The sequence below is a fragment of the Pseudomonas sp. Irchel s3a12 genome (assembly GCF_900187485.1).
In the GTDB taxonomy this organism is placed as follows: domain Bacteria; phylum Pseudomonadota; class Gammaproteobacteria; order Pseudomonadales; family Pseudomonadaceae; genus Aquipseudomonas; species Aquipseudomonas neuropathica.
Window position 1 is genome coordinate 251,390 of sequence record NZ_FYDN01000008.1, and the last position, 12,420, is coordinate 263,809.

12 protein-coding genes are annotated in these 12,420 nt (G+C 61.2%); 2 read left to right on the forward strand and 10 right to left on the reverse strand.

The features are described 5' to 3' along the window. The first annotated feature begins 208 nt into the window (after positions 1-208). Both CKW14_RS15825 and CKW14_RS15830 read left to right on the forward strand, forming a co-directional pair. Positions 209-1,468 carry an OprD family porin gene (locus tag CKW14_RS15825; RefSeq protein WP_095049158.1) on the forward strand — a complete coding sequence of 420 codons (1,260 nt, stop codon included), beginning with the start codon at positions 209-211 and terminating at the stop codon, positions 1,466-1,468. A 124-nt stretch (positions 1,469-1,592) separates the two neighbouring features. Then, positions 1,593-2,396 (forward strand): methyltransferase domain-containing protein, encoded by an 804-nt coding sequence (locus CKW14_RS15830; RefSeq protein WP_095125608.1) that lies wholly within the window; start codon positions 1,593-1,595, stop codon positions 2,394-2,396. Between the two features lie 105 nt (positions 2,397-2,501). On the opposite strand, the gene pcaC is transcribed toward CKW14_RS15830, so the two are convergent. From pcaC to CKW14_RS15880, 10 genes are all read right to left on the reverse strand, one after another. Next, the gene (gene pcaC, locus CKW14_RS15835; protein ID WP_007957838.1) at positions 2,502-2,894 is read right to left on the reverse strand and encodes a 4-carboxymuconolactone decarboxylase; all 393 of its coding nucleotides are present in this window, start codon (positions 2,892-2,894) and stop codon (positions 2,502-2,504) included. Between the two features lie 10 nt (positions 2,895-2,904). Continuing rightward, complete coding sequence (gene pcaD / locus CKW14_RS15840) at positions 2,905-3,696, reverse strand: 3-oxoadipate enol-lactonase (protein ID WP_095125609.1); 792 nt, start codon at positions 3,694-3,696, stop codon at positions 2,905-2,907. A gap of 12 nt (positions 3,697-3,708) precedes the next feature. Further along, positions 3,709-5,073 carry a 3-carboxy-cis,cis-muconate cycloisomerase gene (locus tag CKW14_RS15845; RefSeq protein ID WP_095125610.1) on the reverse strand — a complete coding sequence of 455 codons (1,365 nt, stop codon included), beginning with the start codon at positions 5,071-5,073 and terminating at the stop codon, positions 3,709-3,711. A 46-nt stretch (positions 5,074-5,119) separates the two neighbouring features. Beyond that, the gene (locus CKW14_RS15850; RefSeq protein ID WP_095049154.1) at positions 5,120-6,415 is read right to left on the reverse strand and encodes an MFS family transporter; all 1,296 of its coding nucleotides are present in this window, start codon (positions 6,413-6,415) and stop codon (positions 5,120-5,122) included. Between the two features lie 210 nt (positions 6,416-6,625). Further along, positions 6,626-7,192 (reverse strand): protocatechuate 3,4-dioxygenase subunit alpha, encoded by a 567-nt coding sequence (pcaG, locus tag CKW14_RS15855; protein WP_095049153.1) that lies wholly within the window; start codon positions 7,190-7,192, stop codon positions 6,626-6,628. A 1-nt stretch (position 7,193) separates the two neighbouring features. After that, positions 7,194-7,898 carry a protocatechuate 3,4-dioxygenase subunit beta gene (gene pcaH / locus CKW14_RS15860; RefSeq protein ID WP_038358206.1) on the reverse strand — a complete coding sequence of 235 codons (705 nt, stop codon included), beginning with the start codon at positions 7,896-7,898 and terminating at the stop codon, positions 7,194-7,196. A 36-nt stretch (positions 7,899-7,934) separates the two neighbouring features. After that, entirely contained in the window at positions 7,935-9,140 is a 1,206-nt protein-coding gene (gene pcaF, locus CKW14_RS15865) for a 3-oxoadipyl-CoA thiolase (RefSeq protein WP_176471291.1), read from the reverse strand. Further along, entirely contained in the window at positions 9,137-9,916 is a 780-nt protein-coding gene (locus CKW14_RS15870; RefSeq protein ID WP_064393051.1) for a CoA-transferase subunit beta, read from the reverse strand. Before CKW14_RS15870 ends, pcaF begins: the two co-directional genes overlap by 4 nt. Next, a complete protein-coding gene (locus CKW14_RS15875) occupies positions 9,916-10,773 on the reverse strand; it encodes a CoA transferase subunit A (RefSeq protein ID WP_077571457.1) in 858 nt (285 codons plus the stop codon). The genes CKW14_RS15870 and CKW14_RS15875 overlap by 1 nt, the downstream gene beginning before the upstream one ends. A gap of 287 nt (positions 10,774-11,060) precedes the next feature. After that, the gene (locus CKW14_RS15880) at positions 11,061-12,407 is read right to left on the reverse strand and encodes an MFS transporter (RefSeq protein ID WP_093438668.1); all 1,347 of its coding nucleotides are present in this window, start codon (positions 12,405-12,407) and stop codon (positions 11,061-11,063) included. Between the last annotated feature and the right edge of the window lie 13 nt (positions 12,408-12,420).

Sequence of the window (12,420 nt, forward strand, 5' to 3'; positions counted from 1 at the left end):
CCGCTTCCGCCGATTGAATCCCCACCACCGCCCCCCGCACCATTCGCTCCACAAAACCAATAACAACAGGTTCGACACCATGCTCCCGCGCCCTGCCCCGTCCGGCTGATTGCCGTCGTTTCACCTCTGAACACTTTTCATGTTTGCACTCCGAAAACCGGTGTCAGCGCACCTGTTCGCCTTAAAAAAACAAGAGAGACCCGAGCCCATGACAACATCCCCTGCGCCTTACGCAATTCCCGGCCTGATCGCCCTGGCCCTGGCCGGCGCGGCGCTGCCCGCAGCGGCTGAAGAAGCCGGCTTCATCGAGGGCGCCAAGGTCAATCTCAACCTGCGCAACTTCTATATCAACCGTAACTTCACCAACCCGACCAAGGCTCAGGGCAAGGCTGAAGAGTGGACGCAGAGCTTCATCCTCGACGCCAAATCCGGCTTCACCCAAGGCACCGTCGGCTTCGGCATGGACGTGCTGGGCCTGTATTCGGTAAAGCTTGATGGCGGCAAAGGCACGGGCGGCACCCAATTGTTGCCGCTGGACCATGACGGTCGTCCGGCGGACAACTTCGGTCGCACCAACGTCGCTTTCAAAGCCAAGCTTTCGCAGACCGAAGTGAAGGTCGGCGAGTGGATGCCGGTGCTGCCGATCCTGCGTTCGGACGATGGCCGCTCATTGCCACAGACCTTCCGTGGCGGGCAGATCACGTCCAAAGAAATCGACGGCCTGACCCTCTACGGCGGCCAGTTCCGCGCCAACAGCCCGCGCGATGACAGCAGCATGAGCGACATGTCGATGACCGGCAAAGCGGCGTTCACCTCTGATCGCTTCAACTTTCAGGGCGGCGAATACGTTTTCAACGAAAAACGCACACAGATCGGCCTGTGGAACGCCGAACTCAAGGACATCTACAGCCAGCAATACGTCAACCTGATCCACAGCCAGCCGCTGGGCGACTGGACGCTGGGCGCCAACCTCGGCTTCTTCTACGGCAAGGACGATGGCAGCGCCCGCGCCGGCGACCTCGACAACAAAACCTGGTCAGGGATGTTCTCGGCGAAGTACGGCGGCAACACCTTCTACGTCGGCCTGCAGAAACTCACCGGCGACAGCGCCTGGATGCGCGTCAACGGCACCAGCGGCGGCACGCTGGCCAACGACAGCTACAACGCCAGCTACGACAATGCGCAGGAACGTTCCTGGCAAGTACGCCATGACTACAACTTCGTCGCGCTGGGCATCCCCGGCCTGACCCTGATGAACCGCTACATCAGCGGCGACAACGTGCACACCGGGACCATCACCGACGGCAAGGAATGGGGCCGCGAATCAGAACTGGGCTACACCGTGCAGAGCGGCGCGCTGAAGGATCTGAACCTTAGATGGCGCAACTCGACCATGCGTCGAGATTTCAGCAATAACGAGTTCGACGAGAACCGTTTGATCGTCAGCTACCCGATCAGCCTCCTCTAAACACCGATCCAACCCTGTAGGAGTCAGGTGCTTCACCTTTCCGCTTCCGTCGTCGTAGTCGGTCCTCAAGCTGGGAGCCAGGTTGTCATCGGAAGACACCATCGATCACTGGAGGACCACCTCAATGATCTCTCGTCTTGCAACACCCGACTGGGACGCCAAGGCGTACCAGCAGTTTTCCCGTCTCAGGCAACGCCCGGTCAATGAATTGCTCGACCGTGTTGACCTGCCAAATCCTCAACGCATTTACGACCTTGGCTGCGGCACCGGCATTGCCACGCAGTTGTTGGCCAAACGCTGGCCGCGCGCGCAGTTGCAGGGGATCGACAGCTCGGCACAGATGCTCGCAGAAGCGCGCTGTCTGCCGCTCAGGGCATCGTGGAAACACTGCGATCTGCTCGATTGGCAACCGGAGCAGCCGGCGGACCTGCTGCTCGCAGCCGCCGTGCTGCACTTTATCGAGGGCCATGAAACGCTGCTGCCGCATCTGCTCGGTTATCTGAATCCCGGCGGTTGTCTGGCGGCGCACATGCCGGACTGGCGCGATGCGCTGTGGTATCGGCTGATGCTCGACACTCTCGAAAATGGCGGCCCCGGTGGCACGCCAATGGGCACACCTGAACTGCGCCAGCGCATGGCCGCGCGGCCGTTGTTGGCACTGGAGGATTACTACCGCTTGCTCGCGCCGCTGACCTCATCCCTGGATATCTGGGAGACCGAGCAGTTGCAGGTGGTTGACGGCAAATCGCCAATTTATGACTGGGTGAAGGTCTCGGCGCTGCGGCCGGTGATGCAGGCGCTGGATTCAGCGGAACAGGCGCGGTTTATCTATCACTACCTGATGCGGGTGCATAAGCATTATCCGCAGGAGGGGGATGGGCATACGTTGTTTGCGTTCAAGCGGATATTTATTGTTGCCACCGTCTGATTCGTCGCGGCCACTATCGCTATCGCGAGCAGGCTCACTCCTACAGGGGAACGCATTCCAAATGTGGGAGCGAGCCTGCTCGCGAAGACGTCAGCTCAGGCACCATCAATCCCTGGATTCAACACCCAGCTCATCCCAAACCGATTCAGCCAGATGAAACGTCGCATTCGCCGCCGGAATCCCGCAGTAGATCGCGCTCTGCATGATCACTTCCTTGATCTCGCCCCGGCTCACACCATTATTGGCCGCCGCGCGCAGATGCAGTTTCAGTTCGCCTTCGCGGTTCATGCCGATCAGCATGGCGATGGTGATCAGACTGCGCGTATGACGTGGCAAGCCCGGTCGCGTCCAGATATCGCCCCACGCATGCCGGGTGATCATTTCCTGAAACTCCGAGTTGAACTCGGTCAGCGTGGTCAGGCTGCGATCGACATGGGCATCGCCCAGCACCGCGCGACGCACTTGCATGCCGTCGTCGTAACGTTGTTTCTCGTCCACAAAAACTTCCTCACTTAGCCCGCAAAAACGCCAACACACGATCACTGAAGTCCACGCCAGCCTGCACGTTGGACAGGTGCGCCGCATAGAACTCGGCGTATTCGGCGCCGCGTACATGTTCCTGAATAAAGTGCCCACCGGACGGCGGCGTCACCGCATCTTCAGTGCCGGCAATCACTAGCAACGGCACGTTGATCGAAACCAGTTGCTCGCGGAAATCCGCATCACGCACCGCTGCGCAGTTAGCCGCATAACCTTGCGGCGAGGTGGCCGCGAGCATGTCGGTAATCTGCTTGGCCGCTGCCGGATGAGCAGCCGAAAAGTCCGGGGTGAACCAGCGGGCAATCGATGCATCACGCAGGGCCACCATCGCTGCCGCACCGTCACGCAGCACGGTTTCGATGCGTGGATTCCACACCGACGGATCACCGATTTTTGCCGCGGTATTGCAGACGATCAGCTTATGCAGCCGATGCCCGGCATTGATCCCCAGCCACTGGCCGATCAGGCCTCCCATCGACAGCCCACAAAAATGCGCACGCTCAATGTGCAGTGCATCCAGCAAACCGAGCACGTCATGACCGAGTTGCTCGATGCTGTAAGGACCCGGCGTCACCAGCGATTCGCCGTGGCCACGGGTATCGAAACGCAGCACGCGAAAGTGCTCGGTAAACGCCGGCATCTGCGCGTCCCACATGTGCAGATCAGTGCCTAGCGAGTTGGAGAGCACCAGCACCGGCGCATCGACCGGGCCCTCGATTTGATAATGCAGTTCGCCATCGGCGAGTTGAACGAAAGCCACAGCCCTCTCCTTTCAGACAGACAATGCGTTGTGTTCGGCCACCGCGCGCTCGACCCAGGTTTTTGCCTGGCCGAGGTAATGAGCGGGGTTCAAAAGTTGATCAAGTTCAGCGCTGCTCAACTCGGCGGTGACTTGCGGTTCGTCACCGAGCACGGCGCGCAAATGGCGCTGCTCGGCCACCGCGCGTTTGCAGCATTGTTCGAGCAGGTGATGCGCGGCGTCGCGGCCGACACGCTGGGCAAGGACGATGCTGACGGCTTCGGCCAACACCAGCCCCTGAGTCAATTCGAGGTTGCGGGCCATACGCTCGGCATCGACTTCCAGACCGTCGGCGAGCAAGCGTGCCTGTTGCAGCGAACCGGAAACGAGGCAGCAAATCTCCGGCAGGGTTTCCCATTCGGCATGCCACAGACCGAGGCTGCGCTCGTGCTCCTGGGGCATGGCACTGAACAGCGTCGAGACCAGACCCGGCACCCGCGTCGCTGCGCCGATCAACACCGCCGCGCCCACCGGGTTGCGTTTGTGCGGCATGGTCGACGAACCACCCTTGCCCGGTGCCGATGGCTCGAACACCTCAGCCGCTTCAGTCTGCATCAACAGGCTGATGTCGCGGCCGAATTTGCCCAGGCTGCCGGCGATCAAACCCAGCACCGCGCCGAACTCGACCACGCGATCACGCTGGGTGTGCCACGGCTGTTCCGGCAAGGTCAGTTGCAGTTCTTCAGCCAGCGCTTCGGCAATCGGCAAGGCCTGTTCGCCCAACGCGGCGAGGGTCCCGGAAGCGCCACCGAATTGCAGCACCAGCAAACGCGGCTTGAGTTCACGCAAGCGCTGACGGCTGCGATTCACCGCGCCCAGCCATCCGGCGATTTTCATGCCGAGGGTTACCGGCGTCGCGTGTTGCAGCCACGTGCGCCCGGCCAACGGCGTTGCAGCATGACGTTGCGCCTGGATCGCGAGGGAATCAGCGAGTTGCGAGAGATCGTTCTCGATCAACGCCAGCGCCTGACGCAATTGCAACACCAGCCCGGAATCCATCACGTCCTGACTGGTCGCGCCCAAATGCACATAACGTTCGGCTTCAGCGTCGCTGGCAGCAATCTGCTTGCCCAATGCCTTGACCAGCGGAATCGCCGAATTGCCGGCCGTGGCAATCGCCTCGCCCAGAACCGCGAAGTCATACAGACCAGCGCTGCATGCCGCCGCAATCGGTGCCACAGCGGAAGCTGGAATCAACCCGACCCGCGCCTCGGCCCGGGCCAGCGCCGCTTCGAAGTCGAGCATGGCCTGCACGCGGCCCTGATCGCAGAACACCTCACGCATATCGCGGGCAGTGAAATAGGCATCGAACAATTGATTGCCCGGTCGCTGAGTCATAAACAGTCCTTGCCGGCGCGGGCCCTGACGACCCGCGCACTTCGGGTTAGAGATCGTGGTGCAAATACGCCGCCTGTTTCGGCAAGCGCAGACTGAACAGGAAGGCGATCGCCATCATGGCCGTAACGTACCAGTAGAAGGAGTTTTCCATGCCGATGTTCTTCAGGCTCAGGGCGACGAATTCCGCCGAACCGCCGAAGATCGCGTTCGCCACCGCATAGGCCAGACCAACGCCAAGGGCACGGACCTCCGGCGGGAACATTTCTGCTTTCACCAAGCCGCTGATCGAGGTGTAGAAACTGACAATCGCCAGCGCCACGGTGATCAGCACAAACGCGAGGAACGGGCTGCTGACGCTTTTCAGGCTGAGCAGGATCGGCACGGTGAACAGCGTGCCGAGTGCGCCGAACCAGAGCATCGAATTACGTCGGCCAATCTTGTCGGCGAGCATGCCGAACAGCGGCTGCATGCACATATACAGGAACAGCGCGCCGGTCATGATGTAGCTGGCGGTCTTGGCGTGCATGCCAGCGGTGTTGACCAGGTACTTCTGCATGTAGGTAGTGAAGGTGTAGAAAATCAGCGAACCACCGGCGGTGTAACCGAGCACGGTGATGAACGCGGCTTTGTGATCGCGGAACAGTGCGCTGATGCTGCCGGCGTCTTTATGCGCGCGGGTTTCCTTGTTGGTGGTTTCTTTCAGGCTGCGACGCAGGAACAGCGAAATCAGCGCCGCCACCGCACCGACCACAAACGGAATCCGCCAGCCGTAGGCACGCAGGTCTTCTTCGGTGAGGAATTGCTGCAGGACCACCACCAGCGACACCGCCAGCAGTTGTCCGCCGATCAGGGTCACGTACTGGAACGAGGCGAAAAATCCACGCTGGCCCTTGAGGGCAACTTCGCTCATATAGGTCGCGGTGGTGCCGTACTCGCCGCCGACCGACAAGCCTTGCAGCAAGCGTGCGAACAACAGCAGGACCGGTGCCCAGACGCCGATGTCCTTATAGGTCGGCAGGCAGGCAATCAGCAACGAGCCGAAGCACATCATCAGAATCGAGATGAGCATCGAATTCTTGCGCCCGTGCTTGTCGGCGACCCGGCCGAAAATCCAGCCACCAATCGGACGCATCAGGAAGCCGGCGGCGAACACGCCAGCGGTATTGACCAGTTGCACCGTCGGGTTGTCGGAGGGGAAGAACGCCGGGGCGAAATAGATCGCGCAGAAAGCGTAGACGTAGAAGTCGAACCATTCGACGAGGTTGCCAGACGAGGCGCCGACAATGGCAAAGATGCGCTTGCTGCGCTCTTCACCGGTGTAATGGGAGGTGGTCGTTGTCATTGTTTTTCACTCGATAGGGACAGTGAGAGTCTAGACATACTTTGCAACAGTCCCGTTCCACATCCTACATCGATCGTTCCCACGCTCCGCGTGGTAACGCATCCGGTTACGCTCCGCGTCACAGTGGACGCGGAGCGTCCATGGCGGCATTCCCACGCAGAGCGTGGGAACGATCATGTAGAAGCTGCCGCAGGCGGTGATCTTTTGATTTTAATAATCGAAGAACACCGTCTCGGCGTCAGTGCCCTGCAGAATCACATTCCACTGGTAAACACCCGAGGCGTCCTGCTTGGCCAGCAACGTGCTGCGACGCTCGGCCGGCACACAATCGAGTAACGGATCATCAACGTTGGCCGGCTCGCCTTCAAAGTAGATCCGCGTCAGCAAGTGTTTGACCAAGCCACGGGCAAACACCAGCACCACCAGATGCGGCGCCTGGGTCGAGCCCTTCAGCCCCTCAACCGTGCCCGGTTTGATCGTGGTGAAACGGAAGCGCCCTTCAGCATCCACCGGCACCCGGCCAAAACCTTCAAAGTGCGGATCAAGCGGTTTGTCCTGCTCGTCTTCCGGGTGGTCGTATTTGCCGGCAGCGTTGGCCTGCCAGACTTCGAGCATGGCGTCGTTAACGACATCGCCGTTGCCATCCACCACTTGCCCGGTGATTGCCACGCGCTCACCGAGGGTTTGCTCAACGGTGAGGTCTTCACGGTTCAGCCAGGTCAGGCCGATGTGGTAGTACGGCCCGACGGTGTGGGACGTGGTCGCAGTCAGCGTCATCTTATTTCTCCATCGGCGTGGCTTCACGCCCGCGCAGCACGATGTCCCAGCGATAACCGAGGGCGTAGGACGGAATGGTTTTTTCCAGATCGAAACTGGCGATCAGGCGTTCCTTGGCCGAAGTGTCCGGCACGCAGTTGTAGATCGGGTCGTAGGCCAGCAACGGATCGCCCGGGAAATACATTTGCGTGACCAGACGGGTGAGGATGCTCGGCCCGAACAGCGAAAAGTGGATGTGCGCCGGACGCCAGGCGTTGTGGTGGTTGCCCCACGGGTAGGCGCCGGGCTTGATGGTCTGGAACTGATACCAGCCGTCGGCGTCGGTGACGGTGCGGCCGGTGCCGGTGAAGTTCGGGTCCAGCGGCGCATCGTGCAGGTCGCGCTTGTGGTTGTAGCGGCCGGCGGCGTTGGCCTGCCAGATCTCCACCAGAATTCCCGGTACCGGCAGACCATTTTCGTCGAGTACGCGGCCGTGAACGATGATGCGCTCACCTTGCGGCTCCCCTTCATGCTGGGCGGTCAGGTCGTTATCGGTGTCGCCCACGCGCTCGGCGCCGATGGTCGGCCCGGTGATTTCCGACAGCGAGTGCGGCAGAAACACCAACGGCTTCGACGGCGAGCGCAGGTTGGTGGATTGATACGTCGGGTGCAGGTACTCAGGCTGAGTGCCTTCCTGCGGACGACGGTAACCAGGCTTGTCAGACATGTCGCTTTCCTCTGTTCTTTTTCGTCACGGCTTGCGTCAGACGCGTTCGATGGCCAGGGCAAGACCTTGGCCGACACCGACGCACATGGTCGCCAGACCTTTCTTGCCACCGGTCTTTTCCAACTGATGCAGTGCGGTCAGCACCAGACGCGCACCGCTCATGCCCAACGGGTGACCAAGGGCAATCGCCCCGCCGTTCGGGTTGACCTGCGCAGCGTCATCGGCAAGACCCAGTTCGCGCAGCACCGCCAAACCCTGGCTGGCAAACGCTTCGTTGAGTTCGATAACGTCGAAATCGCTGACCGCGACGCCCAGGCGCTCGATCAATTTGCGCACCGCCGGCACCGGGCCGATGCCCATCACCCGAGGTGCGACACCAGCGCTGGCCATGCCGAGCACTTTGGCGCGGGCGGTCAGGCCATGTTTTTTCACCGCGTCGGCGGAAGCCAGAATCAGTGCGGCAGCACCGTCGTTGACGCCAGAAGCATTGCCGGCGGTGACGGTTTTGTCTGGGCCGTTGACCGGTTTCAATTTGGTCAACGCTTCAATCGTGGTGTCAGCGCGCGGATGTTCGTCCTGGCTGACCACGGTTTCGCCCTTCTTGTGGGCGATCCGCACTTCGACGATTTCTTCGGCGAAGTAGCCCGCAGCCTGCGCGGCAGCAGTGCGTTGCTGACTGCGTAGAGCAAACGCGTCCTGATCGGCGCGCGACACTTTATAGTCGTCGGCGACGTTGTCAGCGGTCTGCGGCATCGCGTCGACGCCGTACAGCGCCTTCATCAACGGGTTGATGAAACGCCAGCCGATGGTGGTGTCTTCCAGCTTCATGTTGCGCGAAAACGCTGCGTCAGCCTTGCCCATCACGAACGGCGCGCGGGACATCGACTCGACGCCGCCGGCAATTGCCAACTCCATCTCGCCGCTGGCGATGGCGCGGAATGCGGTGCCGATCGCGTCCATGCCCGAAGCGCAAAGACGATTGAGCGTCACGCCCGGTACGCTTTCCGGCAGGCCCGCCAGCAGCAGGGCCATACGCGCAACGTTGCGGTTGTCTTCACCGGCCTGGTTGGCGCAACCGAGGAAGACTTCGTCGATGGCATTCCAGTCCACCGATGGATTGCGTTCCATCAGGGCCTTGATCGGCACAGCGGCCAGGTCATCGGCGCGGACGGCGGACAAACCGCCGCCGAAACGGCCGATCGGGGTGCGAATCGCGTCGCAGATATAAACGTCACGCATCATGCTTCTCCCGGTGCCTGGCCGTGGGCGGCGGCAGTACGCGCTTCGAGATCGCGCAGCGCAGTCAGTTCGACTTCAGTCGGTTCAGCGGTGTTTTCAACATGCTCGGCAAAACGAATCGCCCAACCGGTGGCCGCGACCACTTGCTCGCGGGTCACGCCCGGGTGCAGCGCGGTGACCACGAATTCGTGGGTGCCTTCTTCCGGTTCCATGATGCACAGGTCGGTGATGATCCCGACCGGCCCGGCGCCCGGCAGGCCCAGACGTTTACGCGAGTCGCCGCCTTCGCCGTGACCGACCGAGGTGATGAAGTCGAGCTTGTCGACAAACGAACGCGCCGACTGTTTAAGGATGATCAACACGCTTTTTGCCGAACCGGCAATCTCCGGCGCGCCACCGGCCCCCGGTAGACGCACTTTCGGCGAGAAGTAATCGCCAACCACGGTGGTGTTGATGTTGCCGAAACGGTCGACTTGCGCAGCACCGAGGAAACCAACGTCAATGCGTCCGCCCTGCAACCAATAGCGAAAAATCTCACCGGTCGGTACGACGGTGTCAGCGGTTTCAGCGAGCTCGCCGTCACCAATGGACAGCGGCAACACGCTTGGCTTGGCGCCAATCGGGCCCGACTCGTAGATCAGCACCACGTCCGGCGACGAGGTCAGGCGCGCCAGGTTGGCGGCTTTCGACGGCAGGCCGATACCGACGAAGCACACCGAGCCGTTCTTCAGGCGACGGGCCGCCGCGACGGTCATCATTTCATTGGTGGTGTAAGTCATTACTTGGCCTCCGAAGCAGCGGCCAACTTGGCCTGGAACGCGCTGAAGTCAGCGCAGCCATGGATGTATTCGTTGATCCACGCAGTAAACGTTTCACGGTCACGGGCAATCGGGTCCCACGCCTGATAGAAACGATTGTCGCGCTCGGTGTAACCGTGGGCGTAGGACGGGTGCGCGCCGCCGGGTACGTGGCAGACTGCGCTCAAGGCCCAGGTCGGCAGCACGCAGGCATTCATCGGCGCGTTGAGGTTGTCGACAATCTCTTCCACGGTGACGATGCAGCGTTTGGCCGCCAGTGCCGCTTCTTTCTGCACACCGAGGATGCCCCACAGCAGCACGTTGCCCTGACGGTCGGCTTTCTGTGCGTGGATCACGGTCACGTCCGGGCGCACCGACGGCACCGCCGCCAGCACTTCACCGGTGAACGGGCAGGTCACGGTTTTGATCAGTGGATTGACCTTCGGCAGGTCGGAGCCGGCGTAGGCGCGCAGCACCGCGAACGGCAGGCCGGATGCGCCAGCGACGTAGGCATTGGCCAGGTCGGCATGGCTGTGCTCTTCGATTTCGAGAGCATGCGGCCATTGTTTCTCGACCGCGTCACGCAGGCGGTGCAGCGAACCGACGCCCGGGTTGCCGCCCCAGGAGAAAATCAGTTTGCGTGCGCAACCGGCGCCGATCAGTTGGTCGTAGATCAGGTCAGGTGTCATCCGCACCAGCGTCAGATCTTTCTTGCCCTGACGAATGATTTCATGACCCGCTGCTGTAGGGATCAGGTGAGTGAAGCCTTCGAGTGCGACGGTGTCACCGTCGTTGACGAATTGCTTCACCGCGTCGTGCAGCGAAAGGATCTCAGCCATGGAGCGGGCTCCTGTTTTTGTAATGAATCGCCAGTGATAAAAAGGCGCGAGGTTCAGCGCCGGAGTCACTGCAGATTAAGCCTGGGAAAATCGCCAAACAATCCGATAATCGACTGAGTGTTCGTTTATCGAACAGATTGTTGTCAGCCTATCGGTTCGTGTTTTGATTGATCGTTCCCACGCTCCGCGTGGGAATGCAGCCCGGGACGCTCCGCGTCCCAAAGCAGACGCAGAGCGTCTATTGAGGCGTTCCCAAGCAGAGCGTGGGAACGATCATGCGCTGATACTCAGGTCGCATCCGCATGACTGACCATGCCTTTGATCACCACCGCAGTAGTCGCCAATGCCGCCGGAATCACCAACGCCGTCAACACCTGCTCGAAATTCCAGCCCAGGCCCAACAATGTCGCGCCCATCCATGCCCCGAGAATCGCGCCAAAGCGGCCAATCCCCAGCATCCATGAGACCCCGGTCGCCCGCCCTTGGGTGGGATAAAACCGCGCCGCCAGTGACGGCATCGCCGATTGCGCACCGTTCACGCACATCCCCGCCACCAGCACCAAAGTCGCCAGCAACGTGATGTTGCCCAGGCTCTGCCCCACCGCGTAGGCAAACACCCCGGCCAGCAGGTAGAAAATGCCGATGACCTTGTGCGGATTGAAGCGGTCCATCGCCCATCCCACAGCGACCGCGCTCAACACCCCGCCGAACTGGAACAACGCGCCAATAAATGCGGCTTGCTCCATGCTCGCGCCGCTGTCACGCATCAGTGTCGGCAACCAACTGGTCAGCAGATAAACAATCACCAGCCCCATGAAGTAGGTTAGCCACAGCAGCAAGGTGCCAGTGCTGTAAGTGCCGGAGAAGATCACCGCGAACACGTTGCGCGCCTTGACGGTTTTCTGTTCCGGTACGCTGAAGCTCGAGGCCTGAGCGACGGTGACCGGGTCGATCGGCGCCAGGGTCTTGCGCACTTTGTCCGTGCCACGATTGCGCACCACCAGATAACGCGCCGATTCCGGCAGCCAGAACAGCAGCACCACGGCGAGGATCAGCGGCAGGATCCCGCCGATCAGCAGCAGGCTGTGCCAGCCGAACGCCGGAATCAGCTTGGCGGAAATGAACCCGCCACCGGCCATGCCCAGGTTGAAACCGCAGAACATGCTGGTCACCAGCAGCGATTTCTTGCGCTCCGGGGTGTATTCCGAGAGCAGAGTTGTGGCATTCGGCATCCCCGCGCCCAAGCCAAGGCCAGTGAGGAAGCGCAGCACCAGCAGCTGTTCAACGTTGCTGCTGTACGCCGACGCCAGGCTGAAGGCACCGAACAGAACCACCGCGCCAACGAGTACCACTTTGCGCCCGAAGCGGTCAGCCAAAGGCCCGGAACCCAGTGCGCCGAAGACCATGCCAATCAGCGCGGCACTCATCACCGGGCCAAGGCTGGCCCGGTCGATGCCCCAATCCTGCGACAGCGCCGGGGCAATAAACCCCATCGCGGCGGTGTCGAGGCCATCGAGAAAGACAATCAGGAAACACAGGATCACTACGCGCCACTGATAGCGCGAGATCGGTTGGGCATTGATGAAGGTCTGCACGTCGAGGCAGTTACCCACAGCGGACTGAGGCTGGTTCATTATTTTTATTCCA